Origin of the sequence: Vibrio sp. CCB-PB317 (genome assembly GCF_022808245.1) — a bacterium.
GTDB classification, from domain to species: Bacteria; Pseudomonadota; Gammaproteobacteria; order Enterobacterales; family Vibrionaceae; genus Vibrio; species Vibrio diabolicus.
Window position 1 is genome coordinate 731804 of the sequence record NZ_JALGNU010000002.1, and the last position, 26263, is coordinate 758066.

The following is a 26263-nucleotide window of genomic DNA, read 5'->3' on the forward strand; positions in this document are numbered from 1 at the left end:
AGTATATTTGAGCCGTCAGCCTCGGGCGGATAGGTACTTGTAATAAGTTGCTCTACCTACCCCCTGTGCTTTACATGCAGCACTGACGGTTTCACCGTCAGAAACTAGCAAATTAACAGTTCGGCACTTTTGTGCTGTCTCTGCGTTCACAGGTCGTCCTTTGTAGCGTCCTTCTACCTTTGCTTTTGCGATACCTTGCTGAGCACGTTTCTGGCGCGTTTCGTAATCATCACGAGCCATCGCTGCGCCCAGATCCAACATGAAGTTTGTTAACGCCTGCTGAATTGCCGAGACTGACACATCTGCATCAGATAAAGACTGGTGGGTCATAGGTTGATCTACAACTACGATTGATATCCCTTTAGCTTTGATTCGCGCTTTGAGGGTTTCCCAGATTTGGAACGGCAAGCGCGTCAATCTATCCATTTTTTCAATCAATAGGACATCGCCATCTTCAGAGTCTTCAATGAGCCGATCTAGCTCAGGACGCTCGGCTGCTGTACCTGATATATTCTCCTGATAGAAAGATGCAATCTGTAGATTATTGGATTTAACGAATTCTCGTAATTCCTGCTTAGCACGAGAAGAGTCTTGCTCATCAGTTGAGGCTCTTAAATAAGCTCTTATCATTTTCTATGTCCCTAGAATGGCATTTTGTCTGCGTTAAACTGTCTACAAAATAGTGTCTATTTTAAACTGTTTTTTAAATGAAGATTTGTGAGGAGTGACCTGTCTCTTTTGGGTATGGCTGTTTTAGGCGTTACTGGAAGTTTCCGCTTCTTCACAAAGAAGATGAAGTCTGTACAACGTTGCTTAAGCTGAACAGAAGATAGATGAGTAATGTTTTCAAGGCTTTTAGAGCGAATAAAATCATCTAATTCCGTTGCGAAGAACTTCGAGTCCTTAGATTGTTGTTCAGGTAAGGCTTCCACAGGAGTTGGTGGCGGAGTTTCGACGGTAACTGGCGCATGATGAGGCTCCATCTTCGAACTCGTCTTAAACTCCTCGCGTACACGCTTTATCAACACCAGGAGAATGGCTTTGAACGTTTTGTATGGCATGTACTGATTGAATGCTCTGTCAAAGAGAGAGCAGATAGCACTAGCTAACCGAGTATTGCGTTTAATCGCTTCACGACGCGTTTTAGTAAGCAAAGAGAAGCGAACTTCCTTCGGATAGTCATGGGAGTTTTGTAGAAAAGCAGGGGTGGCAATACGTGTGTAGTACACGCCAGAAGCCAGTTTTATCAAATACATATGTATCACCTATCTGTGTTAGGTGACTTTTCTATGCTTCAGATAGGAAAAAAGCCTTTGATAATCAAAGGCTTTTTTCTAAGAATAAGTGGCGGAGAGATAGGGATTTGAACCCTAGATACGCTATTAACGTATGCCGGTTTTCAAGACCGGTGCTTTCAACCACTCAGCCATCTCTCCGTTGCGGAACGTATAATAGGGAGCATAGTCCGACTTGTAAAGTGCTGAATTATAATAGAAGTACTGTTTGCTCGTTTTATAGTCGCTGATGTGATGTTAAACAGTTTGAAAATGGGGTAAAAAAGAGACAAATAGTAGCAATTTATAGAGTTTTTACTTTATATTGGCGCAAGTCAATAAAATGGTGTTTTATTGTTATCTTTATGATATTTAAGAAATAACTTGCTTTTAGGGTACATGTGTTCGCCCGAAAGTATTTGCAAGACTTTGTGAACTAATTCAAAATTAACTGGTATAGCCAGTTGTGCTTAAATTTTTTAAGGGTGTTTATGAAGGTCACAAATCTATTTAAAGACAAAGTTGATGCGATTTCTGCTCATCAATCCGAGTTTATGAATTGGATGTCTCCAACGTTACGCGATTATTGGAGTGACTTTTTGGGAAAAGCTCAGAATAGCTTTCTTTTCTCGAAAGTTCGTGATCACCAACAGCCAGCTGTTAACGAAGAGGTTGCACCTCAACCTGCACCAATCGTAATGGCACCTGAGGCTCAAAAGCTGTATGACGAGTTAAGTGAAAAAATTGGTGAAGTGATTCACACTGGTGACTGGGTGCATGTATCTCAAGAACGTATCAATCAATTTGGTGCGGTAACGGAAGACATGCAGTGGATTCACACAGATCCAGAACGTGCGTCAGTTGAATCTCCATTTAAGACAACCATCGCTCATGGCTTTTTAACATTAGCATTGTTGCCTAAATTGACTGACTCAGTGGACCCTGATAAGCCAATGTTCCCAACAGCCAAAATGGTCGTTAACTTAGGCTTAAACCAAGTTCGTTTCCCTTACCCTGTTAAAGCAGGAAACAATGTTCGTGCTGTCAGCACGTTAACAAAAGTAACGCCGATCAAAAAAGGTTTGGAGATCGAGCGTGAAATTAAAGTGGAAATCGAAGGTATTCGTCGACCTGGTGCTGTTGTCGTTTCTGTTATTCAACTGCATTTCTAATTCCAGAGCCAGATAGAAAACATATAAAAAGAGAGCATTAATATGCTCTCTTTTTGGTTTTATTGATTAAAGCTTTTTACTGGAGTGTAACCGTAATCAGCAATCGCTTTTTGTCCTTGTTCTGAACGAAGGAAGGTGACGAATCCTTTACCTGGTTCGCTAATCTTATTGACTTTGTAGAGTACTAGGAATGGCCGCGCCAATTTATACTTGTGATTGCTAATGTTTGCCGAAGTTGGGTCAATACCATCTAATTGAATCGCTTTTATTGAGCGATCTACTGATCCCACAGAAATAAACCCAATTGCACGAGTATTATGGTTCACGATGGTTTTTACCATGCTGTTGCTATTTACAACCAAGTTGTTCGGGCTGATATCTGAGACGAGGCGATCATTTACGATTTTGGTTAGTCCTAGCAGACTTTCAAAACTGTAGCGTGAGCCTGAAGACGCCTCTCTAGTGACAACAGCGATAGGTTGATCTGCACCACCAACCTCTTTCCAATTCTTGATTTTACCTTTGTAGATATCAAACAGTTGTTGTTGAGAAAGATTTTTTACAGAGTTTGTACGGTTTACAACAACAGCTAGGCCATCATAAGCGATAGGATATACGTTGAGATCTTCACCTTTTTCGCTTTCTGTCAGATAGCGAGAGCTCATCCCAATCTCGGCTACACCTTTATTAACCATTGTAATACCCGCACTAGAACCAATACCTTGAACTGCAATGTAATCGTCCGGGTGTGTTTTGTTGTATTCCTCTGCAAGTACATCCATTACGCGAGCAACCGAGGTTGACCCAGAGATATTAATTTCTTTTGCAATGGCGGGGAGGGAGACTGCTATGGCCAATAACGTCGCCACAGTAAAACGTAACATATTAAACTCCATATACGGTATAAAGCAGCGTTTATGATATTGCGTTCAGGTTACACTTTTGTGAACTGTCAGGTCTAAACAAGGGAATTCTTTCTAACCAAGAGGTGATGTAGGTAGCGTTTCCAAGCAGAGTGAGATGATAATCTGAGTAAATGAGAATATAGCCACCCTTTGTTTGAGGTAGGCAGATAATCACCATCGGTGGTGGTGTAAAGGTTATATACTAGGATCGACAGCTCTAACTATCATCCATCGGGAGAACGTTGATGTCAGTGTCCCAAATGGCGACAAGTCGTTTATACAAATCAGTTCAATCGCTCTGCTCTGCGCGTAATGCTAACCTGCCTGTCGAGCAGGGTAAGTGCTTATATGAGCCAGTAGAGAATGGTGTCGAACTTCATAGAGCGCATTTCCTTCTTGATTCACAGCACAGCGAATATACGTCTCCCGTCGCGAAGATCGTGTTTGATGAGGGCAATCAGCTTTGGTATTTCTACGTCCCAACGTACCGGAACGAATTATTAAGGTGGATACCTTATAAGCCACTTCCATACAGCCAAACGCTTGAAGACCTACTCACCGAATTGGAAAGCGATCCTCAAGCGTGTTTTTGGGAATAGGGAACGCTCCAATTCTAACAGCTGCCAATGTCGCCATAATTTATGCTTTGGATTTAACGACTTGGTTTCTAAAGTCTTTCGGTGTCATGTTGTAAACCGATTTAAATGCGGTACTGAAATGCGCAGCACTTTTAAATCCGGATTCAAACGCTATTTCTGTTATAGATTTTTCTGACATGCGCAGCTGGGTTGCGGCGAAGTTGATCCGCTTCACTTTTAATATCTGTGAAAATGAAAGCTCCTCTGCGGCGAGGCGGCGTTTTAACGTCGCGATAGACATACTCATATGAGCCGCTAAGCCTTCCAGAGTGATATCTTTCTCGATATTGTTCTCAATATACTTGATGGCCTTTTGAGAGTCGCTTAGGCTGCTTGCATCATCTATGATTGATAGGATGTTTGGCTCTGCCTCCACCATTAACGACAGCAGTGCCATTGCTATATGGCCTTGTGTGTAGTCTGGGGCATTGCGACTTGCTAAGTTGACCAATGTGTCTTTTAGCTGTGCTACTTCGCTGCTGGCTTGCGCTGAAAAAGGATAGAAGCGCCTTTCTTCAGTCTTGGAGCGTAGCATTGGGTGCGCTTTTTTAAAGTCACAGAATAGGTTTGGGTTGAAGACTAGAGCCAGTGCTTTAAAGCCTTTTTCACTAGGGATGGCTTCTGCGCTGCTCAAATCAGCGGAGTTGTAGAGAGTAAAATCTCCTGCTTTAAGTTCAAACTGTTCACCATTTGGTTGATGTACTAATAGGGCACCTTCTTCAACAACATATAAGCCATTATGTGTTGCGGTGTAACGCTCACTTTTGCGCGCAGTGAAGTGATTAAAGCGAATGATCTCAATGTTCGGCATATTCGTTCTTATCATTTTTACATAACAAATAAAAAAGGCGCTCAATAGAGCGCCTTTTAACTTCATTCGGTATTATTCACTTACAGTCTGTTCTGCTTGTGCTGCTGGTTGTTCAGCAAATACCTGGGTTGGCTTTGCAACTAAACTGCGGTTCTCTTGGTTTACGTCCGCAAGGACAATTTCCAATGTATCACCAAGTTTGTATACGACCTCTTTATCGATAGAGATGGTACCGTTGTCGCCATTGCACTCAATTCTTTCTTTATTATCAAGAATTAGTGCACCAGGAATAAAGGCTGCTGCACCATTTTCGAGAAGTCGGACACGTGCACCAGCACGATTAATATCGAAAATCTCACCTGTGAAACAAGTTTTCTTGTTCGGCTCATCAGCAAGCGTACGTGCATATAACCAATCTGAGACATTTCGCTCAGCAATTTTATGATGTTTACGGTGCAGAGCTAGTTCTTCACCGACTTGATCATCAGGTTTTTGCACTGGCTCTTTGCCTAGGATGACGGCCTTCAACATGCGATGGTTGATCATATCGCCGTACTTACGAATTGGTGATGTCCAAGTCGCATAGATATCCAGCCCCATAGCGTAATGAGGAAGAGGCTGATTACCTACTTCACTGTAGGCTTGGAACTTACGAATACGATTATCAAGATAAGAGGTTTCTTGCGCAGCCAACCAGCGACGCAATGCAGCAAAGCCTTCTAGAGTGGTAATTGACTCCGCTGTGAATTCCAGTGCACCTTCTGGATTGACAAGTTGAACCACTTCTTCAATCTTCTCAGTCTTAATGCCAGCGTGAGTATTGAAAACACCTGTTTCAAATTTATCGCGCAGTGTACGACCAGCACAGATGTTTGCGGTAATCATTGACTCTTCAACCAAGCGATTTGCACTGCGGCGCATATCTGCATGGATAGCAACCACATCGTTGTCTTCACTCAGCTCAAAACGGTAGTCAGGGCGGTCTGGGAAGACCACTGCGTTTTTCTCGCGCCATTCTGCGCGAGCAAGGGAAAAGTCGTAAAGGTCACGAACGATCGTCGCGATCTCTTCAGATGGTTGCCATGCTTCTGAGCTGCCGTTTTCTAGCCAATCAGACACGTGATCGTATGCTAGGCGTGCGTGTGATTTGATGTTTGCTGCGAAGAACTTGATATCGTCGCCAATTACGCCGTCTTTATTTATGGTTACGGTACAGCAAATAGCAGGGCGGATTTCGCCTTCAATCAGAGAGCATAGGTTGTCTGCTAGATCGCGAGGCAGCATTGGAATATTGCGGCCCGGAAGATAAATAGTATAGCCACGCTCACGTGCTACTTTATCCATTTCATCTTCTGGTGTGATGTAGGCGGTTGGATCTGCGATAGCGATTGTCAGTTCGAAATCGCCAGATTCGGTTTTCTTCGCGTACAGCGCATCGTCCATATCTTTGGTTGATTCACCATCGATAGTCACGAAAGGAACGTGTGTCATGTCTACGCGTTCTAGATCGGCGTCGTCTTTCAGTTCCCAGTTCTCGATGCCTGCTGGCTCAGAGTTTGGTAGATCGTTTTGAGCAAGCGTTACCCACCAAGGTGCAATTTTGTCGTTCGCGTCTGTTATTTTTTCAGAAATTTCCACGAAGAAAGAGTTATCGCCTTTTAGAGGGTGGCGAATAAGATGTGCGACAACCCAATCTCCCTCAGCGAACTCGTCTGGTTTTAGACCTTTCTTTAGTTTCGCTTTAAGAGAAAGCTTTTTAAGCTGTGGGTGGTCAGGTGCTACGTTTAGCTTGCCTTTGAACATTTTGACTCGACCAATAAAGCGAGTCACGGCTTGTTCTAACAGCTCTTGTGGCTCTGCAACTTCGCGTTCATTTTCTGTGCGGATAATGGCGACGACTTTGTCACCGTGCATGCACTTTTTCATGTACGCAGGTGGGATGAAGAAGCTAGTCTTGCTGTCCACTTCCAAAAAGCCAAAGCCTTTATCTGTGGCTTTTATTGAGCCTTCTTTTTTCGGCAGGTTTTCTTGGATTTGCTGCTTAAGCTGAGCGAGTAGTGGGTTATCTTGAAACATCTTTTCTTAAATTACCTATGGAGTTGGGCACACTATAATCATTGCGAGCTATTATTACTACCTGTGGAGCGCAATTTCGCCGTGAAATTTGCTGATCGAATTGCAGGAAATCGGCTTAAATATTGATGAAAAACTCATCTGCGAGCTGCGCAAATCTACGGGGAATGGTGGGGCTGGTGGAAAAATATGCTAAAAATGCCATTATTGAGAATAAATTGTGATGTAATTCAATTTTTTCTGGCTTTTTTTATGCTTTTAAGGAATAATCCGCCTCCCTTAGTCGTCCCTAATGGCTTATCGCGGTTGTGTACTGTGCTGTGTTCCTGTCTGAATGGAATCAGTAACTGGATGAATCAGTATCGAATTGGAAGAGCATATGGGACTGTTTTTTTGTTTAATTAAGTAGGATCCCAATGCAAGATTCTGTTATTCAATTCAGCGATTTATCTCTGAATGATTCTATCCTTTCTGCTCTAGACGGAATGGGTTTCGTGTCACCAACTCCAATTCAGGCTGCGGCAATCCCACACCTGTTGGAAGGTGCTGACGCGCTGGGTAAAGCTCAAACAGGTACAGGTAAAACGGCAGCGTTCTCTCTGCCTCTTCTAAATAAGATCGATCTCAACCAACGTAAACCACAAGCTATCGTTCTTGCGCCAACGCGTGAGTTAGCGATTCAGGTTGCGGCTGAAATGAAAAACCTTGGTAAGAACATCAAGGGTCTTAAAGTTTTAGAGATTTACGGTGGTGCTTCTATCGTAGATCAGATGCGTGCTCTTAAGAGTGGTGCACAAGTTATTGTTGGTACTCCAGGTCGTGTACAAGACCTTATCAACCGTGAACGTCTACACCTAGATGAAGTAAACACGTTTGTACTAGACGAAGCTGACGAAATGCTAAACATGGGTTTCGTTGATGACGTTACTGCGATCATGGAACATGCACCAGAGTCTGCTCAACGCGTTCTATTCTCTGCAACAATGCCTCCGATGCTTAAGAAAATCGTTGAGCGTTTCCTACGTGAGCCTGTAATGGTTGACGTTGCTGGTAAGAACCACACTGTAGACAAAGTTCAACAGCAGTTCTGGGTAGTGAAGGGTGTAGAGAAAGATGAAGCGATGTCTCGTCTTCTTGAAACGGAAGAAACTGATGCATCAATCGTCTTCGTACGTACTCGTCAAGACACAGAGCGTCTAGCTGATTGGCTATCTGCACGTGGCTTTAAAGCGGCTGCTCTGCACGGTGACATTCCTCAGTCTCTACGTGAGCGTACTGTTGATCACATCAAACAAGGTGTTATCGACATCCTAGTTGCAACTGACGTTGTGGCACGTGGTCTTGATGTTCCACGTATTACGCACGTATTCAACTACGACATCCCATTCGATGTTGAGTCTTACATCCACCGTATCGGTCGTACTGGCCGTGCTGGACGTAAAGGTAAAGCGATCCTTCTTGTTCGCACTAACCAAATCCGTATGCTTCGCACTATCGAGCGCGTAACTAAGTCATCTATGGAAGAGATTCAACTTCCTCTACGTGACCAAGTTGCTGAAGCTCGTCTAGCTAAGCTAGGCGCTGAGCTTGAAGCAGAGAAAGAGCACAAAGCTCTAGACAAATTTGCTGAGCTAGTAGAGAAACTACAAACTTCTCTAGAAATCGACCCAGCAACGCTTGCTGCTATGCTTCTTAAGCGTCAGCAAGGTAAACGTCCTCTGTTCTACATTGGCGAAGACCCAATGGTTGAAGCGATTGAGCGTGATAAGCAACGTCGCAAAGAGCGCCGTGAAGGTGGTCGTGACGGCGGTCGTAACTTCAACAACCAAGATTGGGATACTTACCAGCTTCAAGTTGGTCGCGAGCAAGGTGTTCAAGTTAAAGACATCGTTGGTGCTCTAGCGAACGAACTAGGCCTAGGTAAAGGCTCTATCGGTGCGATCAAGCTAGCACAAGGCCATACATTCGTTCAGCTACCAAAAGCAATGACTTCTGAAGCTGCGGGCAAGCTAAGCAAACTACGCATCCGTCAACAAGATGTTGGTGCTGTAGTATGTGACTTCGATGACTTCCGAGAGTCTCGTGGTGGTCGCCGTGACGGTGGTCGTCGCGATGGCGGTCGTCGTGATGGCGGCGGTTACCGTGGCAACCGCGAAGGCGGCAACCGTGGTGGTGATCGTCGTGAAGGCGGTCGTCGCGAAGGTGGCTTCCGTGGTAACCGTGACGGCAACCGCGATGGTAACCGTGAAGGTGGCGAACGTCGCTTCGATCGTAACCGTGGTGGTGATCACCGTGGTAACCACCGTGGTGAGCGTGGTCACGGCCGTGGTCGTCGCACTCAAGAAGCATAATCACGAATCAGTGATCAGAGCAATTGATTAAATTGCCGCAAGAATTGAAAGCCGAGCGAAATGCTCGGCTTTTTTATGCGCGTCGAATACGGCTTTGTTTTTCATCGTGCTCATTTACCCAGGTTATTACTTCGTTTAAGGGTAGGGCTGGACAAAACAAGTAGCCCTGAATGATGTCGCAGCCATGACTGCGTAAAAAATGCAGTGTATCCATGTCTTGAACGCCTTCTGCGACGACTGAATACCCTAGGCCATGCGCTAACGCTATTGTGTTCTCAACGATAGAGCGGGTGCCCTCTGTCCGGCTTGCGGTACAAAGAAATGATCGGTCGATTTTAATTTGATCAACTGGGAGATCTCTCAAAAGCGACAGAGATGAATACCCGGTGCCAAAGTCGTCCAAGCTGATCTTAATACCCAATCCTTTGATTTGGTGAATTAGGGGGTTGAGCTCAACAACTCTATCAATCGCCATCGTTTCAGTAATCTCTAAGCTTATAAGGTCAGCAAATTGAGGGTTTACCTTGAGCAGTGTTTCCAAACGGTTAAACAATAAATTAGACGAGAGATCTTTAGCAGATAAGTTAACGTGGACAGGAAGCTTGATGTCTTTTTCTATAAAGGTCTGGAGATCTTTTTCAACTTGGTTGAGGACCCACATGGTGATGTTGTGCACTTGATTACTTCGCTCCGCGATGGGGATGAAGTCGTTAGGCGAAATCGTTTTACCATTTTCATCGTGCCAACGGATCACGGCTTCAAAGCCGACAGCTAAGTTAGTATGTGCATCAATCAACGGTTGGTAGTATAGCTGGAACTCCTCTTTTTCCAGCGCACATTGAATACGAGAAGAGATTTCGAGCTGGTATTTGGCACCGACGTTCATGTCCTCATTATAAAATGCAAAGAGATTGCCATTTCGTTTGGCGTGATACATGGCAATGTCCGCGTGCTTTATCAATAGATCATTGGACAGAGCGTCATAAGGGTAGGTACTGACACCGAAAACAACGCGGGAAGAGACTTGAAACTCATCTAAATGGAAGCGATTAGACAGTGCCGAATCTAACTCTTCGATGAGACTTTTGCCTGTTTCCTCGCATGCTGACGAGGTGAGGATGACAAATTCATCGCCACCAACGCGGAAAATTTTGTCACTGCCTTTAAGTTTCTCTTGGAGACGTTGCCCAATTTGAATCAGCAGTTGGTCTCCACAAAAGTGTCCCATAGCATCGTTGACTTGTTTAAAGTTAACGACATCGAAAAGGATCACTGAGAAAGGGTCTCCAGACTGTATTCTATCTTCGATTAACTCAAAGCAGTATTTACGGTTAGGGAGTCCAGTAAGTGCGTCGTGAACGGCATTACGCTTCTCTTTTTCAGCAACGGTATGAAGTTCCAGTATGGAGTCGTTGCTCCATTTGATAACCAGCACCACAAAAATGCTGCCACCGAATAAAATGAGAGAAACTCCGGTTTCCAAGAGGGAAGCGATAGGTTTTTGCATTATAGCGTGTAAAAAAGCGGCATACGCAAAAATGAAACAGCTGATTAACAACAATAGGAAAGTCCACCCGGGTACATCAGTTCTCGAGCAGATGTTTTTTGTCATCTGCCATCCCCAGCAGAGCAAAATCAAACCTAAGATCACTAATAGAAATGCAATAGTGGGCACATTATTACCCCGATTTATTGATTGGTTTATTATTTTTGTTCACCCAATAAACAACGTAGCTCATATCTCTGAATTTGTACAAATTGACCTATTCATAAATTATGTTTAACAAGTCATATTTTTTAGTCTTCAAATAAAATCAAAACTTGCTACAGATCAACAAAATTTGTTCAATCAAATCGCTTTTACTAAAAGATTGTTGAAAGATTAAAAAATTATTGAATAATAGAGGGGCAAACAAGAAGTACGCAGCGCACAAGCGCTATTACAACCTCTGCTCTACAACAGGATAACTATTTCATGTCTAATTCGTTTGTACTGGTGATCAACTCTGGTAGCTCTTCATTAAAATTTGCTGTTATTGATTCTGAAACCGGTGAAGCTTTGGTATCAGGTATTGGTGAGTGTTTTGGCCTACCTGAAGCTGAAATCAGTTGGAAATATCAGGGAGAAAAAACCGTTGAAGCAATTCCTGCTGGCGGTAACCATCATCAGTACGCTGTTGAGCGAGTGGTAAAACTACTCGAGACTTTGGGTTTGAGCTCAAAATTTGTAGCTGTAGGCCACCGCATTGTTGCTGGTGGTGAAACCTTTAAAGGCACAGTAAAAGTCGATGAAAAAGTTATTCAAGAAGTTGAGCGTCTTGCTGAGCTAGCGCCACTTCATAACAAAGCGAATGCAGAAGGCATGCGAGCAGCAATGGCAGCATTCCCTTCACTGCCTCAATTCGCTGTGTTTGATACTGCTTTCCACCAAACAATGCCTGCCAAAGCGTTTATGTACGCGCTTCCTTACGAGCTTTACGAGGAGCATAAAGTGCGTCGTTACGGTGCTCACGGCACAAGCCACTACTACGTAAGCCGTGAAGCAGCGAAAATGCTAGATAAACCGGTTGAAGAAAGCAGCTTTATCACCGTGCACTTAGGTAACGGTGCATCAGTGAGTGCGGTTAAAAATGGCGAATGTGTTGATACAAGTATGGGTTTGACGCCGCTAGCTGGCCTAATGATGGGCACTCGTTGTGGTGACCTCGACCCAAGTGTTATCGAGTTCCTTTTCCGTAAAGGTTGGGAAAAAGACGAAGTGTTCGAGATGATGAACAAGAAGTCAGGCTTCTTAGGTGTATCCGGTGTAACAAGTGACGCACGTGGTGTACTAGAAGCCATGGAAGCGGGTAACACACGTGCGAAGTTGGCATTTGAAATTTTCACTTACCGTGTTGCGAAATACATTACTTCTTACCTAGCTGCTCTGGATTCATTAGACGGCATCATCTTCACTGGTGGTATTGGTGAAAACTCACTACCAATTCGTCGTGAAATCTTGAAAAACCTAAAACTGCTAGGTTTTGTTGAAGATGAGAAAGGCAACGAAGATGCAAGATTTGGCAACGCAGGTGTTATTGCAACATCTGAGTTGCTCGGTGCGAAAGCACTAGTTATTCCTACCAATGAAGAGTGGGTAATCGCTCAACAGTCGGTGGAACTGCTGTAAAACGGCAAAAATTTTGGGAACTAAGTCAAAGCCCTTTCCTTTATGGAAAGGGCTTTTTTTGATCCAAATACATCCTTTCTCCATACAACTATCCGCATTAATACGGATCTCTAATAGCTGCCAATTGCCTTAATATTGATAAATATATAAACAACTTGGGCGGTGAAGAAATTTCAGTATACTGCGCTTAAGTCATACCAAAGAAAAATAGCCTTATGTCATGTAGATGTCTCAGCTCGGAGACAGGAATTGCGTTTGAAGAACGATCAAACGAAATCGTATCTTTGCAGGCTATTGGGCATATAAATAATACACCGTTGACTAGTTCGAAGATTAGTCAAATGAGAGAAAGTTATGTTTTTTAATAAGTCGCTTCAGCAAGAAAACCAACGATTAAAGCAGGATCTGCAACGCTTGCAGCAAATCCAACACAGTTTAGATGAAGAAATGCTTCGCTTAACGCTGGATAAGAAAGGTTGCATTACCTCTGTAAATACAAAACTTCAGCAACAACTTTTTTTCACTGATGCGGATATTTTAGCGAAACCGATTACCGAGCTGGTTCCATCAAATTCGCGTAATACAGAGCACTTTCATCGAATGAAGAGAGCCGTTCAAGACAAAGTATTTTGGAATGGCGCGATGCAAGTACTTAAAGGCAACGGCGAAGAAGCGTGGTTACGAACGGTTATCCAGCCTGTTTTAAACGAACATCAAGAAGTCGAAAGCTTTTTTGTGTTTGCTTCTGAGCTTACGCGAACGATCAAAGCATCGCGTGAGCAAGAGGACATGCTGAATGCGTTGAGCCGTTCTATGGCGGTTATTGAGTTCACGTTAGATGGTAATGTATTAAAGGCCAATGATAATTTCCTTAGTACGATGGGTTATACACTGGATCAAATTAAAGGGAAACATCATCGTATGTTCTGCGATCAGGAAGAGGCTGGTTCTGAAGCTTATCGCGAGTTCTGGCAACGTTTGGCAAAAGGACAGTTTGCTTCAGACCGATTTAAGCGAGTTAACCGTTACGGTGAAGAAGTATGGTTAGAAGCCTCCTATAACCCTATCCATAACGATAGAGGAGAGCTCTACAAGGTCGTCAAGTTCGCGACTGACATCACCCAGCAGGTGATGCAAGAGCAGCAAATGGCTCAGGCTGCGCAATTGGCTAATGAAGTTTCTCAAGAGACCGGAACACAAACACTGCAAGGTCAGCAAGTGATAGGTTCGACGCTAGAAAAGGTGCAAACACTGTCTGACCAAATGCAGCAAGCGAATACGGCCATTGACGAGCTCAAAGCGCACTCATCACGCATTAGTGAACTGGTTAATAGCATCAGTGGTATTGCTGACCAAACTAACTTACTGGCGTTAAATGCGGCGATAGAAGCAGCTCGCGCGGGTGAGCATGGTAGAGGCTTTGCCGTTGTTGCTGACGAGGTCAGACAGCTTGCCACAAGAACCAATGCGACCACTGATGAAATTGTCACAATGGTAACTGAAAACTTAGAGCGAACCGATAATGCTGTCCAACTGATCGCCAAGTGCCAAAAAGAAGCACTAGATACGCTAGAGCTTTCAGAAAAAGCGGGGAATGTGATGAACGAAATACAAGATGGCGCTAGCCGTGTCGTAGAGGCTGTGGAGCAATTTAACCGCTCATTGTAGTGGGTTCTTCATGCTATCAATGGCTGTTTTCGGTTCCGATATAATCAACTTGTTTAATACTGCTGCTCATCGCCAATAAAGCGCTTTTTTTGGTGATGAGAAAGCTAATTATTTCCCTCCTTAATATTTCGTATTTCTATCTTAACGTGTCGCTATTTTACAACACTGTTAATAAAAAGTAGCGTAATTTAATCTCCTGTTAACTTGGTTGCGAATCACAGTTGGGGGAGACCTACTTGGACTTACTAAATTTCACCATAGATAACTTAGCGCTGCTAGGTACGCTTACCATGGAGCACATCTCTTTGGTCGCTCTGGCTGTTGGGCTTGCCATCCTAACTGGCGTACCTATCGGCATTCTTATCACACAAAATGAGCGCGTTGCGAAAGTGGTGCTTTACGTAGCGTCCATCATTATCACCATTCCTTCAATCGCACTGTTTGGTTTGATGATTCCTCTCTTATCGACCATTGGTCATGGGATTGGCTACGTGCCCGCCGTGATTACCGTACTGCTTTATTCTCAGCTGCCTATTATTCGCAACACTTATACCGCCATTCACAACGTAGAACCGTCACTCCGAGAGGCAGCTCGCGGCATCGGGATGACGCCTTTTCAGCGTTTGAAAATGGTGGAAATTCCATTGGCGATTCCGGTGATTATGGCGGGTGTGAGAACGGCAGTAGTAATGAATATTGGCGTTATGGCGATCGCCGCGTATATCGGAGCAGGAGGGCTAGGCGTGTTTATCAGCCGCGGCATCTCGCAAAGTGATCCTCGACAACTGATCGTTGGTGCCATCGCCGTCAGCCTTCTGGCTATCATCGCGGATTATGGATTGATTCGACTACAAAAAAGATTAACGCCACCGGGCCTAACTGCAGCTCGATAAAGGACAAATAATAGGGACATTCAAATGATCAAAATTGACAAGCTAACCAAAATTTTTGAAACGCCTAATGGCCCGGTGACTGCCGCAGATCACATTGAGATGGAAGTTCCCAGTGGTGAAATATGTGTGTTACTTGGCCCGTCCGGTTGTGGCAAAACTACCACGCTGAAAATGGTCAACCGAATTATTCCCGCGACATCGGGCAAGATCTATCTTGGTGGTGAAGATACTTCTGGGATGGATACGGTCACTCTGCGCCGCAACATTGGCTATGTTATTCAGCAAATTGGCTTATTTCCCAACATGACGATCGGCGAAAACATCGCGGTGGTTCCCAAGTTATTAGGGTGGGATAAGGCAAGGTACATGACGCGTGCAAAAGAGCTATTGGAGATGGTGGCTCTTGATCCTAGTGTCTTCCTTAATCGTTATCCAAATGAGTTGTCTGGCGGACAGCAGCAACGAATTGGAGTTGCTCGAGCTCTAGCTGCGGATCCTCCCGTCATGCTGATGGACGAACCATTTGGCGCGATTGACCCGATCAACCGTGAAGTAATTCAGGATGAGTTCCTTAAAATGCAGCAAGAGCTCAACAAGACCATCATGTTTGTCAGTCATGACATTGATGAAGCGGTCAAAATGGCCGATAGAATTGCGATTTTCCGTGATGGTCACCTGGTTCAGTACGATACGCCTGACGATTTGCTCGCACACCCGAAAGATGATTTCGTGAAAAACTTTGTCGGAGATGATCGCGCACTTAAACGTCTTCGCTTAGTGACGGCTGAATCCGTCATGCAGACCACCTTTGCACACGTGAAACCTAACGAGACGCTTGCCGACGCTTTAACCAAAATTGACGCGTATGGGTATCGCGACGCCGTGATATTAGTGAATGACCAACACCAACCTATCGGCTATGTGCCAAAAGCTACCGCAATCAATATGAAGGGGTACTGCGGCGAACATTATGTCGGCCTGAAAACAATCGCCCGAACCACGGATGATCTGCGTAAAGTCGCGTCGAAGATGTTCACGCACGACATTGTTTGGATGCCGTGTGTTGACGAGAGTGGCCGCTTAGTGGGCGAAGTCACACAGCGCGGCATTACTCATTATCTAGGCGCAACTTATCAGCGCGATACCTCTCCTAGTCAGCCGCAGCCATTGCATCAGGCTAAGGAGGCATCGTGACCAATCAGCTAAAACAAACTTACTATTTCGTTTTATTGGCGTGTGTCTTTGCATTGGGTATTTATTTACAAGGCGCGGGTACGATCGATGATTTTCTTTACTACCAAGAAGACATTGTTTATCTGACGGTTCAGCACATTGAACTGGTGCTGCTGTCTGGTGGATTGGCGATCCTAATCGCGATTCCCGTCGGCGTATTGCTCAGCCGTCCTCGTTTTCAGAAAGTCGCAGAATCGGCGATGCAGGTTTTGAATGTGGGGACCACGATTCCTACTTTAGCCATTCTCGCCCTGGCGATGAGCTTTCTTGGCATTGGCACCGTGCCTGCGGTATTTGGACTGACGATTGCCTCGTTGTTGCCGATTGTCAGAAACACCTACATCGGGCTGAAAGAAGTGCCCGCTCATTTAAAAGAAGCGGCGTCAGGCATTGGTATGACCGAGTTACAAATGTTGTTTCAGGTTGAAATTCCTAATGCGCTGTTCGTCATTTTTGCAGGTATCCGCACGGCGTTAGCTGTCAACGTGGGCACCGTTCCACTGGCCTTCTTAATTGGTGGCGGTGGGTTAGGGGAGCTCATTTTTACCGGTATTGATCTGGATGAACCCATCATGATGCTGGCAGGCGCTATTCCTACAGCGATGCTGGCTATCGCTATCGACAGTGTGGTAGGAGCCGTTTCTTATGTCACTGTACCTAAAGGCTGTAACCCTATTAGAGCTAGACAATAACAATCCTAAAAATTGAACACAGACAGGAGTCAAACATGTTGAAGCAAATTACTCGCCGCTTGCTGGCCGTTGGTGTACTGCTTTCAAGTTTTCACGCATCTGCGGAAATCGTCGTAGGTGGTAAAAACTTTACAGAACAACAGCTTTTAACGGAGATCACGTCTCAATATTTAACCAAAAAAGGCTACGACGTTGATAAGCGCTCGGGCATGGGCAGTGCGGTTTTGCGTAAAGCGCAAGAAAACGGCCAGATTGATCTTTATTGGGAGTACACGGGCACATCACTGATTATTTACAACAAAGTCAAAGATAAGCTCCCAGCAGAGCAAGTGTATCAACGCGTTAAGGAACTGGATGCCAAGAAAGGCCTAGTTTGGCTTAACCCTTCAAAAGCGAACAACACCTACGCGCTCGCTATGCGCAGTGACGATGCGAAACAACGTGGCATTTCAACCTTATCCGACTTCGCCGAGCAAATGCGCCAAGACCCGCCAATGACCATTGCTTTGAATGCGGAATTCTATGCACGAAAAGATGGCTTCCGACCTTTACAGAAAACCTACAAATTCAAAGCTTCACGAGACCAAGTGAAACGCATGGATACGGGGTTAACTTATGATGCGCTGAAAGGGAAAGAAGTCGATGCTGCGCTCGTATTCGCAACAGATGGTCGTATCAAAGCATTCGGTTTTACCGTTTTAACGGATGACAAACAGTTTTTCCCTGATTACGCGATCACACCTGTGGTTCGCCAAGAAACGCTAGATGCGAACCCAGAGCTTGCCGAGCAAATGAACGCGCTTTCTGCGGCGATCGATGGCGATACGATGTCGACTTTGAATCAACAAGTTGATGTGGAGCGACGTTCGATCTCAGAAGTCGCAAGCCAGTTCCTATCTGAGCATAACTTGGGGTAATACCATGACTATCCTGCAAGTCAGTGTGGCCCAAATCAACGCCCAGTTAGGCGATGTGAATGCCAATCTGAATACTCATCAGGATTACATAAAGCAAGCTGCGGCCTTGGGGTCGCAGCTATTGCTATTTCCTGAACTCTCCTTGACCGGATACCAGCTCCAATCTTCTGTGCGTGAAGTTGCCATGAAGCGTGATGATGCTCGGCTTAAAGAGCTTGCGCAACTTGCACCGCACATGTCCGTGATTGTCGGCTTTGTTGAACAGGCTGCTCCGGGAGAGTACTACAACGCGATGGCTTGGTTGCTCGGTGGTACGGTGGTTGCTGTGCATCGCAAAATCAATTTACCAACCTATGGTGGGCTTGAAGAGGGCAAGTGGTTTCATTCTGGTGACGCAACCACCAGCGTTTCTCTTGATGATAATTGGCGAGGCTCGGTTTTAATTTGTGCCGATTTATGGAATCCACCTTTGGTTCATTGCGCGCTACTCGATAAGCCTGAAATCTTGCTCGCGCCGATCAACTCGGCCAGCAGTATTGTCAGTAAAGACTTTTCCAATGAAGACAACTGGTTAGTTAACGTTAAATTTTATGCGGTGCTCTACGGAACTCCAGTTTTGATGGCCAATCGTTACGGGCCAGAGGGCGAAGCGTGGTTTTGGGGAGGAAGCTGTATTTTGTCTGCAACGGGTGAGCTATTGGCGCAGGCAGAAGATAGTGAAACCTTGATAACTGCGACCTTGTCATTGGACGATATTGATAAAGCCAGATTTGAGCTGCCTACCATGCGAGACAGCAATACACCATTGATCACAACGCTATTGTCGAAGGCAAAACGCTAAAACTGGAGCAGTAGATGATGCAATCTATTCATCGATTTATTCACGAATTAACCTTTGAACAGCTTCCTGCTGACGTTATTGAACAAGCGAAATATTGCGTCTTGGATTTGTTAGGTGTCGCCGCAGCTGGTAAAGCGACGCAGCTGCAAAACATGGTAGCCAAACTCGCGCAGAAGCAGTTTGCCGGTGATACGCCGATGCTGTTTTCTGATCACACGGCTAGTGGTTGTGGGGCAACTCTATATGGCGGCATGTTGATTGACAGTATGGACGCGCACGACGGCCAAGTCCTGACGAAAGGTCATGTTGGCGTCGCTGTTTTGCCGGGGCTGCTCGCCAGTATGCATGAGTCAGCAGTTACGGGAGAAGAGTTATTAACGTCCCTCGTCATTGGCTACGAAATAGCAACTCGCGCCGGAATCGCGCTGCATCAAACCGCTTGTGATTATCATACTTCTGGTGCTTGGAATGCGTTGGGCGTCGCTGCGGTGTCTGCAAGAAGAAAAGACTTAACGGATGCACAAACAGAGCATGCGCTCGGCATTGCTGAGTTTTATGGTCCACGCAGCCAAATGATGCGTTGTATTGAACATCCAACCATGCTCAAAGACGGCTCTGGCTGGGGAGCAATGGCGGGCTTTGCCAGTGCAGAGCTGGCAGAAGAAGGATTTACTGGCGCGCCAGCCGTGACTCTTCTGGACCAACAAACTCACGCTTTGTGGGCAGATTTAGGGCAGCGCTGGTATATTCTGGAGCAATACTTTAAACCGTATCCGGTTTGTCGTTGGGCTCAACCTGCGGTTGAAGCGGTGAGAGCACTGCAACAAGAAAATAAACTAGAACCTGATGAGATTGAACTTATCGAAGTTCACAGCTTTCATCAGGCGGTGTGCCTGCATATCAAGCGCCCAGAGACAACCGAGCAGGCTCAGTACAGTTTGCCATTTTCAGTCGCGAGTGCGGTTATTGATAATACGGTCACGGTAGAAGCCGTCACCAAAGGACTGAAAGATCCTGCTCGCTTGGCACTTACGGAGCGGATGAAGTTAATTGAAGAGCCCGCTTACAATGATAAGTTTCCAGCCGAACGCTGGGCGCATGTCGTGGTGACGTTGAAAAATGGCGACAAACTGACTTCGCCTCCCTGTATTGCGCGAGGTAATCCTGAAAATCCTCTCAGTCGAGACGAGATGCGAGGTAAGTTTCGCACTTTGGCAGAGAAAGAATTGTCCGCTTCACGCGTGTCAGCGATAGAAGAGGGCTGTTTGCAACTTGATAAAGCCAGTAAAGAGCAGGTACTTGCTTGGCTATCACTGCTTTACCAAGGCACGTTGTCTGATAAGCCGTCTGACACGTCGCCTGACACATCACGATGAGATCGAAGAGATCGAACTTCTTTTCTCTTACTCAATCTTAAGCTAAACGTCGCTCTTCACGCGGCGTTTTTTCATAGCGTTTTTTGTAGCAGCGCGCAAAATACGATGTAGAACTGAACCCACAAGCGGTGCTGATTTGGGTGATGGACAGCATGGTTTGCAACAACAAATGTTGAGCACGTTCTAAGCGCAATTGAAGGTAGTAATTGCCTGGTTTGTCTTGCAAGTATTGCAAAAATAACCTCTCCATCTGCCTGACCGATAACCCTACTTGTTCGCCAATTTCATAGCATTTTAGCGGTTCTTCCATGTTGGCTTCCATGATCTCTACAGCGTCGAGCAGGCGCGGGTGGCGGATGTTGTGCTTACGGATTAACGACATCCGCTGTTTATCATGCGCTGGTCGAATCGCAGGGTGAATGCATTGCTCAGCCACTTGATTCGCCAAGTCGCTCCCATGTTGGTTTGTAATTAAATGAAGCATCATATCCAAACCGGCTAAGCCGCCCGAACAAGTTGGTGTGCGTGGGTCGAATTCGTACAACTCACTGGTCACGTTAATGTTTGGAAACTCCTCTGCCAGGCTGTTGGCGGACTCCCAATGCACGGTACACGTCTTGTTTTTTAATAGCCCAGCTTTTGCTAACAACACGCTGCCTGTCGAAGTCGAGCCCACGGCGATGCCTTGACGAAGTGCTTGCTTTAACCACTGATTCACCGAGCCACTCGCAGCAGCAACATGGGCGCCAATACCTGCCACAACCAGCAGCAAGTCTAAATGAGCAATGTTGTTGATTGACTGTGTTGGCGAGAATGAAACGCCATTACTGGCCGACACTTCTTTATCTTCGAATCCATAAATATCCCACTGATACAAATCGCAACCAGCGAGGCGATTTGCCATTCGAAGAGGTTCGATAACCGCCGAAAAAGAGAGCATCGAAAAATCAGGAATAAGGAAAAAACCAATGCGATACGTGTGTGTCGTTTTCATTCTCTGTGGTCACCAAGTGGGCAGTTCATCTATGTCGTATTTCTGGATAAGAATGTCGCAATTGTTAAATTATTGCTATCAAAATTCGAACATGATGTGACTTAAGACAAGGACTTCTTTGTCGAGCATACACATTCATTTGGACGAGATAATTATGATTGAACAAAAAGCCCCAGTAATTAGTGATGGTCTACGCCTTGATGGCGCTTTCTTTACTGACGAGAACGTTAACAACCCAGACTTACCGATCGTTATTGTCTGCTCAGGCTTTACTGGGCAAAAAAATATTCACCCAGAGCGTTACGCGAGAGCCTTAACTGCGAAGGGCTTTACAGTATTCGGATTTGACTACCGTGGCTTTGGCGAATCTGAGGGTATTCGTGAGCGAGTTATTTTGGATGAACAAGTACGCGACATCGCCAACGCGGTTGCGGTTGTGAAAAAGCGCGCTGACGAGGAAGGCCGCAAAGTCGTACTGGCTGGCTGGGGCATGGCGGGGGGATTAATTCTTGATGCTTACCGCGTTTGCCAAGATGCGATTGATGGCCTTATCTCCATGAACGGCTTTTATGATGCGGTACGTGTTCAGGTTGCTCAACGTGGTGAGCACGGTTGGAAAGCGTTCCGTCAATTTATGTTAGAAGAGCGTACACGTCTTGCTCTTGGTGGAGAAAAGCAGGGGATTGATCCATTTGAAATCTACCCGCTTGATCCAGTAAGCCGCGAATATGTATTCACTGAACTGGTCAAAGCGCCGGGCTACGGCGTGACATCTGATCTGGATTTTGCGGATTCTCTCATCAATTTCAAACCGGAAGCTCTACTGGACGAGCGATTTGCAGACGCGCCAATCTTGATTGCGCACGGTGCAGAAAACGACCTTCACCCAGTGACCGAAGCAAAGTCGCTGTACGCGAAATACCCTGGGCCGAAATCTCTATTCTTACTGCCGGAAGGTGGTCACACCGAGTGGATGTTGGACGACGATCCTAAGTTTATTCAGTTCTCTGGCGTGATCGCGAACTGGTTGAGTGAGAACTTCAGTTAAGTCTTTAAGAGGTGCTTTCGTTGATGGCACCTCTACCTTTCTGACAGGATGATTTTCGATGAGCATAATTCCATTTTGTGAAGCGGCTGACCCATTTGTAAATAAACCAACAATCGCGACTCCTGAAGGCGCGGTTGATTGTCACGCCCACGTTTTTTCTTCACGTTATCCGTACTGTGAAACGCGAACCTACACACCACCTGATGCCAGCGTCGGCGCGTACCTGCATTTGCACCAGCAATTAGGCATCCGTCATGGCGTGCTGGTTCAGCCGAGTGTGTATGGCAATGACAACCAGTTGCATCTTGATACATTACGGTATTTACGCCAGCAAGGTTACGACTACAAAGGCGTCGCGGTCGTGGATGCGGATGTGTCCGAGCAAACGCTGGATGAGCTACAAGAAGCGGGATTTTGTGGGGTGCGGATGAATCTACTGTTTAAAGGTGGTATTGAGTGGCGTGATGTTGAACGTTTAGCGGCTCGCCTTGCAGAGCGACACTGGCACCTTCAATGCTTAATTGATGTTTCGCAGTTTGATGACTTATATCAGCGATTAAGGGCTTTACCCGTGCCCGTAGTGATTGATCATCTTGGACATATGCCAACAAACAAGCTTATTTCTCATCCTGGTTTTCAAACCTTATTGAAGCTTAAGGCCGAAGGGAAAGTGTGGACAAAATTGTCGGCGCCGTATCGTTTGTCGCTTCAATCTCCGCCTTATGATGACGTTTCTTCGTTTGCTCAAGCTTTGTTAGAAGCGAATGAAGAGCAATGTGTCTGGGGCTCGGATTGGCCTCATCCATGTTTTGCTGCTGAGATGCCAAATGATGGCCAGCTATTAGATACCTTGTGGCACTGGACGCAAGATACGACACTGTTTGGCAAGATTCTGGTCGATAACCCCAAGCGCCTCTACCACTTTTAACTCCGCATTCATGTTACGAACCTAAAAAGACAACCGTAAGGCACCGATTCAAATTATGCTTCCTGCACTTCCGCTACAGGTTTCCTCTGATCCTGTGGTTATCAAGTTCTTTAACACCCTTAAACAACTTGGTTTCAAGGGGGATACTGATGCTCGTTATACCACTCGATTGAGTATGGCGACTGACAACAGCGTCTACCAGCAACTTCCTTTGTCGGTCGTCTTTCCTGCCAACCATCATGATGTGGTAATACTTGGCAAGGTCAGTGCACGTGATGAATTTAAGCACCTGACCTTTTCGCCCAGAGGAGGCGGAACGGGCACCAACGGACAATCATTGAACTCGGGGATTGTGGTTGACCTGTCTCGCTACATGAATCGAGTGTTAGAGATTAACGAGCAGGAAGGCTGGGTGAGAGTGGAAACTGGGATAGTCAAAGACCAACTCAATGACATCGTTCGTCCTTATGGTTATTTCTTCTCGCCAGACCTATCGACCAGCAACCGCGCAACATTAGGTGGGATGATTAATACCGATGCATCAGGCCAAGGCTCTTTGCAATATGGTAAAACCTCGGATCATGTGTTGGCGCTCAAAGCGGTATTGGCGGATGGTTCGGTGCTCGATACCGAAGCTATTCAACAAAACAAATGGTTAAACAGTGATGTAGTATCGCGAGCGTTAAAAATTACAGAGAAAGTTTGTCGAGACAAGCGTCAACAGATTTTGGATAAGTTTCCTCCTCTGAATCGATTTCTTACTGGTTATGACCTAAAAAATGCCATCAACGACAAGAGTGAAGAGTTTGACGTCACGAGAATATTATGTGGCTCTGAAGGCACGTTAGCTTTTATCACTGAAGCCAAGCTCAATCTTACGCGAATACCTACCACGCGACGGTTAGTGAACGTTAAATACGATAGCTTTGATTCTGCATTGCGAAATGCTCCCTTGATGGTCGAAGCAGAGGCGCTATCGGTAGAGACGGTTGATGCAAAGGTGCTTAATCTTGCAAGAGAAGACATTGTCTGGCACTCGGTAAAACACGCGATCTCAGATGTGCAGGGCAAAGAGATGCAAGGGATTAACTTTGTCGAGTTCGCAGGCAGTCACAGCGATGATATTGAGGATAAAGTTGAACGCTTACTTTCAATTCTCGATAAAGAAATGGCTCACCGACGCAGTGGTATCATCGGTTATCAAGTCTGTCGCGCCCCCCAAGACATCCAGGCTATTTATGGAATGCGCAAGAAAGCGGTTGGGCTGCTTGGCGCGACTAAAGGTCAGGCAAAGCCGATTGCATTCGCGGAAGATACCTGTGTGCCGCCTGAAAATTTAGCGGACTTTATCGCGGAATTTCGTACGTTGCTAGACAGCAATAACCTGCATTATGGCATGTTTGGTCATGTGGATGCTGGCGTCCTTCACGTGCGTCCGGCGCTCGATATGTGTGACCCTGAGCAGGAAGCGTTGATGCATCAACTGTCCGATGATGTGGTCGCGCTGGTGGCAAAATACAATGGCTTAATGTGGGGAGAGCACGGTAAAGGATATCGCTCAGAATATGGACCTGCCTTCTTTGGTGATGAGCTCTTTACTGAATTAAGGCGCATTAAAGCGGCGTTTGACCCAGACAATAAAATGAATCCGGGGAAGATTTGCACACCACTGAATAGCGACGCTGAAATGGTAAAAGTCACAGCGACCAAGCGTGGCTACTATGATCGTCAGATCCCCGTAGAAGTCCGAGAGTCGCTTAAGCCCGTGCTGTCTTGCAATGGCAATGGGCTGTGTTTTAATTACGATGCTGATAGCCCAATGTGTCCATCATTTAAAGTAACAGCCGATCGTCGCCACTCTCCGAAAGGGAGGGCAGGGATAATGCGTGAATGGCTGCGTCGCCTTAATGACAGTGGCTTCGATTTGCTCGCTAACGAACAGCAACTTCTCAATCAAACGTTATCGGTTAAGCTTTTGGCTCAGAAGCTGAGTCAACTGATATCTCGCCCCGCATCTGATGACCTATCGCATGAAGTTTATGAGGTGATGAGCGGTTGTCTAGCGTGCAAAGCGTGTGCGAGTCAGTGTCCTGTTAAAGTTGATGTGCCTGATTTTAGAGCGCGTTTTTTACACCTCTATCACTCTCGTTATCGCAGACCGCTGCGCGACTATCTGGTGTCGAATATTGAGCAACTGCTGCCGATTATGGCAAAAGCCCCCAAGCTGGTTAATCGAATTGCATCTAGTAGGCCTGTTACGCAGGTATTAGAGACATCCATCGGTTTTGTTGATTCGCCAGTGCTATCGATCCCTACGTTGCAAAGTCGATGTCAGGCACTTGGCGTGAGCCCGTTTGACTTTGCGTATCTAGAATCGCTTTCCCCAGAAGTGAAGCAAAATTACGTCTTGATTGTTCAAGATCCATTTACCAGCTTTTATGAAGCCGAGTTGGTTGCGGACTTTATTCAGTTATTGCAGCGGTTAGGGAAACACCCTGTTGTTCTGCCTTTCAAACCTAATGGGAAAGCTCAACATGTAAAAGGTTTCCTTAAGGCATTCGCCAGAAATGCACAAAACACTTCGGATTTTCTCAACCAAGTTGCTGAGCTTGAAATTCCTATGATCGGTATCGATGCTACCTTAGTGCTTTGTTATCGTGATGAATACCATCAGGTTCTAAAAGAAAAGCGGGGCGAGTTTACAGTTTATACGGCTCATGAATGGCTGGTGGATACACTCAATGAATGGCCAGCTGTACGCGCATCAGATGAAGAGCCTTGGTATTTGATGGCGCATTGCACAGAAAAGACAAAAATACCGGAGACTGAGAAATCTTGGCAGTCTATTTTTCATCACTTTGGCTTAAAGCTGCATGTGATACCTACGGGATGTTGTGGCATGGCAGGGACATTCGGCCATGAAGTGGATAAGAAAAGTACGTCTAAAGCTATTTATCAGCTGAGTTGGGAACCGAATATAAAGAACCTGCCCACTGAGCGTGTGTTAGCCACGGGGTATTCCTGTCGCAGTCAGGTTAAGCGTTTTGAAGGGGAGGTCGTTCGACATCCGGTCCAAGTTTTAGCCAGTTTGTTTAATGCATAAGATGCTTAGGCAATTTAGTATACGAAAACGCTTGCCTTAAGACTTTGCCTGCCTTTAATGTATCCGACCGCAGAACTTCAATCTGCTTAACAACAACACAGGAGAGAATCGGGCTTTCACTTCCGCTCGACAGAAACTCCTTTCAAATTGATACAACAGCGCAGCAAACTTCCCTTG

Annotated in this window: 21 protein-coding genes and 1 tRNA gene; 14 read left to right on the top strand and 8 right to left on the bottom strand. The window is 45.7% G+C overall.

From position 1 onward, the window contains the following. Positions 1-15: 15 nt before the first annotated feature. The 3 genes from MTR11_RS12435 to MTR11_RS12445 form a co-directional block, all read right to left on the bottom strand. A complete protein-coding gene (locus tag MTR11_RS12435) occupies positions 16-630 on the bottom strand; it encodes a recombinase family protein (RefSeq protein WP_012842477.1) in 615 nt (204 codons plus the stop codon). A 56-nt stretch (positions 631-686) separates the two neighbouring features. Further along, positions 687-1256: a DUF6538 domain-containing protein gene (locus MTR11_RS12440; protein ID WP_134645821.1), complete on the bottom strand. Its 570-nt coding sequence runs from the start codon at positions 1254-1256 to the stop codon at positions 687-689. 89 nt (positions 1257-1345) lie between these two features. After that, a tRNA-Ser gene (locus MTR11_RS12445) sits at positions 1346-1436 on the bottom strand. A gap of 329 nt (positions 1437-1765) precedes the next feature. Here MTR11_RS12445 and MTR11_RS12450 point away from each other — a divergent pair. Then, positions 1766-2446, top strand: a complete 681-nt coding sequence (locus MTR11_RS12450; RefSeq protein WP_005391037.1) for a MaoC family dehydratase — start codon at positions 1766-1768, stop codon at positions 2444-2446. Between the two features lie 59 nt (positions 2447-2505). On the opposite strand, the gene MTR11_RS12455 is transcribed toward MTR11_RS12450, so the two are convergent. After that, a complete protein-coding gene (locus MTR11_RS12455) occupies positions 2506-3330 on the bottom strand; it encodes a phosphate ABC transporter substrate-binding protein (protein ID WP_005391035.1) in 825 nt (274 codons plus the stop codon). A gap of 266 nt (positions 3331-3596) precedes the next feature. Between MTR11_RS12455 and MTR11_RS12460 the strand changes: the two genes are divergently transcribed. Then, positions 3597-3950: a DUF3024 domain-containing protein gene (locus MTR11_RS12460; RefSeq protein ID WP_104970115.1), complete on the top strand. Its 354-nt coding sequence runs from the start codon at positions 3597-3599 to the stop codon at positions 3948-3950. Between the two features lie 40 nt (positions 3951-3990). Here the strand turns inward: MTR11_RS12460 and MTR11_RS12465 are convergent, their stop codons facing one another. Then, positions 3991-4800 carry an AraC family transcriptional regulator gene (locus MTR11_RS12465; protein WP_085343619.1) on the bottom strand — a complete coding sequence of 270 codons (810 nt, stop codon included), beginning with the start codon at positions 4798-4800 and terminating at the stop codon, positions 3991-3993. Between the two features lie 72 nt (positions 4801-4872). After that, a complete protein-coding gene (gene rnb, locus MTR11_RS12470) occupies positions 4873-6876 on the bottom strand; it encodes an exoribonuclease II (RefSeq protein ID WP_243327728.1) in 2004 nt (667 codons plus the stop codon). 413 nt (positions 6877-7289) lie between these two features. Between rnb and MTR11_RS12475 the strand changes: the two genes are divergently transcribed. Then, positions 7290-9224 (top strand): DEAD/DEAH box helicase, encoded by a 1935-nt coding sequence (locus tag MTR11_RS12475; RefSeq protein WP_047009310.1) that lies wholly within the window; start codon positions 7290-7292, stop codon positions 9222-9224. A gap of 73 nt (positions 9225-9297) precedes the next feature. Here the strand turns inward: MTR11_RS12475 and MTR11_RS12480 are convergent, their stop codons facing one another. Further along, a complete protein-coding gene (locus MTR11_RS12480) occupies positions 9298-10836 on the bottom strand; it encodes a putative bifunctional diguanylate cyclase/phosphodiesterase (protein ID WP_225461189.1) in 1539 nt (512 codons plus the stop codon). Between the two features lie 363 nt (positions 10837-11199). Between MTR11_RS12480 and MTR11_RS12485 the strand changes: the two genes are divergently transcribed. From MTR11_RS12485 to MTR11_RS12520, 8 genes are all read left to right on the top strand, one after another. Beyond that, positions 11200-12393: an acetate/propionate family kinase gene (locus MTR11_RS12485; RefSeq protein ID WP_104970111.1), complete on the top strand. Its 1194-nt coding sequence runs from the start codon at positions 11200-11202 to the stop codon at positions 12391-12393. Between the two features lie 354 nt (positions 12394-12747). Continuing rightward, positions 12748-14061, top strand: coding sequence for a methyl-accepting chemotaxis protein (locus MTR11_RS12490; RefSeq protein WP_243327731.1), 1314 nt, complete (start codon positions 12748-12750; stop codon positions 14059-14061). 290 nt (positions 14062-14351) lie between these two features. Further along, positions 14352-14954, top strand: coding sequence for an ABC transporter permease (locus MTR11_RS12495; RefSeq protein WP_005391019.1), 603 nt, complete (start codon positions 14352-14354; stop codon positions 14952-14954). Positions 14955-14978: 24 nt separating this feature from the next. Beyond that, positions 14979-16148: an ABC transporter ATP-binding protein gene (locus MTR11_RS12500; RefSeq protein ID WP_167427605.1), complete on the top strand. Its 1170-nt coding sequence runs from the start codon at positions 14979-14981 to the stop codon at positions 16146-16148. Beyond that, positions 16145-16879: an ABC transporter permease gene (locus MTR11_RS12505; RefSeq protein ID WP_006742426.1), complete on the top strand. Its 735-nt coding sequence runs from the start codon at positions 16145-16147 to the stop codon at positions 16877-16879. The genes MTR11_RS12500 and MTR11_RS12505 overlap by 4 nt, the downstream gene beginning before the upstream one ends. A 35-nt stretch (positions 16880-16914) precedes the next feature. Continuing rightward, positions 16915-17796, top strand: a complete 882-nt coding sequence (locus MTR11_RS12510) for a glycine betaine ABC transporter substrate-binding protein (RefSeq protein WP_046873659.1) — start codon at positions 16915-16917, stop codon at positions 17794-17796. Between the two features lie 4 nt (positions 17797-17800). After that, the gene (locus tag MTR11_RS12515) at positions 17801-18637 is read left to right on the top strand and encodes a nitrilase-related carbon-nitrogen hydrolase (protein WP_243327733.1); all 837 of its coding nucleotides are present in this window, start codon (positions 17801-17803) and stop codon (positions 18635-18637) included. 14 nt (positions 18638-18651) lie between these two features. Next, the gene (locus MTR11_RS12520) at positions 18652-20013 is read left to right on the top strand and encodes an MmgE/PrpD family protein (protein WP_243327735.1); all 1362 of its coding nucleotides are present in this window, start codon (positions 18652-18654) and stop codon (positions 20011-20013) included. A gap of 37 nt (positions 20014-20050) precedes the next feature. Here the strand turns inward: MTR11_RS12520 and MTR11_RS12525 are convergent, their stop codons facing one another. Then, positions 20051-21007, bottom strand: coding sequence for a GlxA family transcriptional regulator (locus MTR11_RS12525; protein WP_047009304.1), 957 nt, complete (start codon positions 21005-21007; stop codon positions 20051-20053). Positions 21008-21161: 154 nt separating this feature from the next. On the opposite strand from MTR11_RS12525, the gene MTR11_RS12530 reads away from it, so the two are divergent. From MTR11_RS12530 to MTR11_RS12540, 3 genes are read left to right on the top strand one after another with little or no spacing between them, the layout of a single operon-like run. Continuing rightward, positions 21162-22055, top strand: a complete 894-nt coding sequence (locus MTR11_RS12530; RefSeq protein ID WP_005391008.1) for an alpha/beta hydrolase — start codon at positions 21162-21164, stop codon at positions 22053-22055. A gap of 58 nt (positions 22056-22113) precedes the next feature. Further along, on the top strand, positions 22114-22983 hold the full coding sequence (locus MTR11_RS12535; RefSeq protein WP_243327738.1) for an amidohydrolase family protein: 870 nt from the start codon (positions 22114-22116) through the stop codon (positions 22981-22983). A gap of 55 nt (positions 22984-23038) precedes the next feature. Further along, entirely contained in the window at positions 23039-26086 is a 3048-nt protein-coding gene (locus MTR11_RS12540) for an FAD-binding and (Fe-S)-binding domain-containing protein (RefSeq protein ID WP_243327740.1), read from the top strand. Positions 26087-26263: the final 177 nt, after the last annotated feature.

Bases quoted from the DNA above. Each gene is read 5' to 3' on its own strand.
- MTR11_RS12435 (WP_012842477.1), bottom strand. From the start codon at position 630: ATGATAAGAGCTTATTTAAGAGCCTCAACTGATGAGCAAGACTCTTCT.
- MTR11_RS12465 (WP_085343619.1), bottom strand. From the start codon at position 4,800: ATGCCGAACATTGAGATCATTCGCTTTAATCACTTCACTGCGCGCAAA.
- rnb (WP_243327728.1), bottom strand. From the start codon at position 6,876: ATGTTTCAAGATAACCCACTACTCGCTCAGCTTAAGCAGCAAATCCAA.
- MTR11_RS12440 (WP_134645821.1), bottom strand. From the start codon at position 1,256: ATGTATTTGATAAAACTGGCTTCTGGCGTGTACTACACACGTATTGCC.
- MTR11_RS12475 (WP_047009310.1), top strand. From the start codon at position 7,290: ATGCAAGATTCTGTTATTCAATTCAGCGATTTATCTCTGAATGATTCT.
- MTR11_RS12515 (WP_243327733.1), top strand. From the start codon at position 17,801: ATGACTATCCTGCAAGTCAGTGTGGCCCAAATCAACGCCCAGTTAGGC.
- MTR11_RS12490 (WP_243327731.1), top strand. From the start codon at position 12,748: ATGTTTTTTAATAAGTCGCTTCAGCAAGAAAACCAACGATTAAAGCAG.
- MTR11_RS12510 (WP_046873659.1), top strand. From the start codon at position 16,915: ATGTTGAAGCAAATTACTCGCCGCTTGCTGGCCGTTGGTGTACTGCTT.
- MTR11_RS12525 (WP_047009304.1), bottom strand. From the start codon at position 21,007: ATGAAAACGACACACACGTATCGCATTGGTTTTTTCCTTATTCCTGAT.
- MTR11_RS12520 (WP_243327735.1), top strand. From the start codon at position 18,652: ATGATGCAATCTATTCATCGATTTATTCACGAATTAACCTTTGAACAG.
- MTR11_RS12455 (WP_005391035.1), bottom strand. From the start codon at position 3,330: ATGTTACGTTTTACTGTGGCGACGTTATTGGCCATAGCAGTCTCCCTC.
- MTR11_RS12460 (WP_104970115.1), top strand. From the start codon at position 3,597: ATGTCAGTGTCCCAAATGGCGACAAGTCGTTTATACAAATCAGTTCAA.
- MTR11_RS12535 (WP_243327738.1), top strand. From the start codon at position 22,114: ATGAGCATAATTCCATTTTGTGAAGCGGCTGACCCATTTGTAAATAAA.
- MTR11_RS12540 (WP_243327740.1), top strand. From the start codon at position 23,039: ATGCTTCCTGCACTTCCGCTACAGGTTTCCTCTGATCCTGTGGTTATC.
- MTR11_RS12480 (WP_225461189.1), bottom strand. From the start codon at position 10,836: ATGACAAAAAACATCTGCTCGAGAACTGATGTACCCGGGTGGACTTTC.
- MTR11_RS12495 (WP_005391019.1), top strand. From the start codon at position 14,352: ATGGAGCACATCTCTTTGGTCGCTCTGGCTGTTGGGCTTGCCATCCTA.
- MTR11_RS12530 (WP_005391008.1), top strand. From the start codon at position 21,162: ATGATTGAACAAAAAGCCCCAGTAATTAGTGATGGTCTACGCCTTGAT.
- MTR11_RS12450 (WP_005391037.1), top strand. From the start codon at position 1,766: ATGAAGGTCACAAATCTATTTAAAGACAAAGTTGATGCGATTTCTGCT.
- MTR11_RS12500 (WP_167427605.1), top strand. From the start codon at position 14,979: ATGATCAAAATTGACAAGCTAACCAAAATTTTTGAAACGCCTAATGGC.
- MTR11_RS12485 (WP_104970111.1), top strand. From the start codon at position 11,200: ATGTCTAATTCGTTTGTACTGGTGATCAACTCTGGTAGCTCTTCATTA.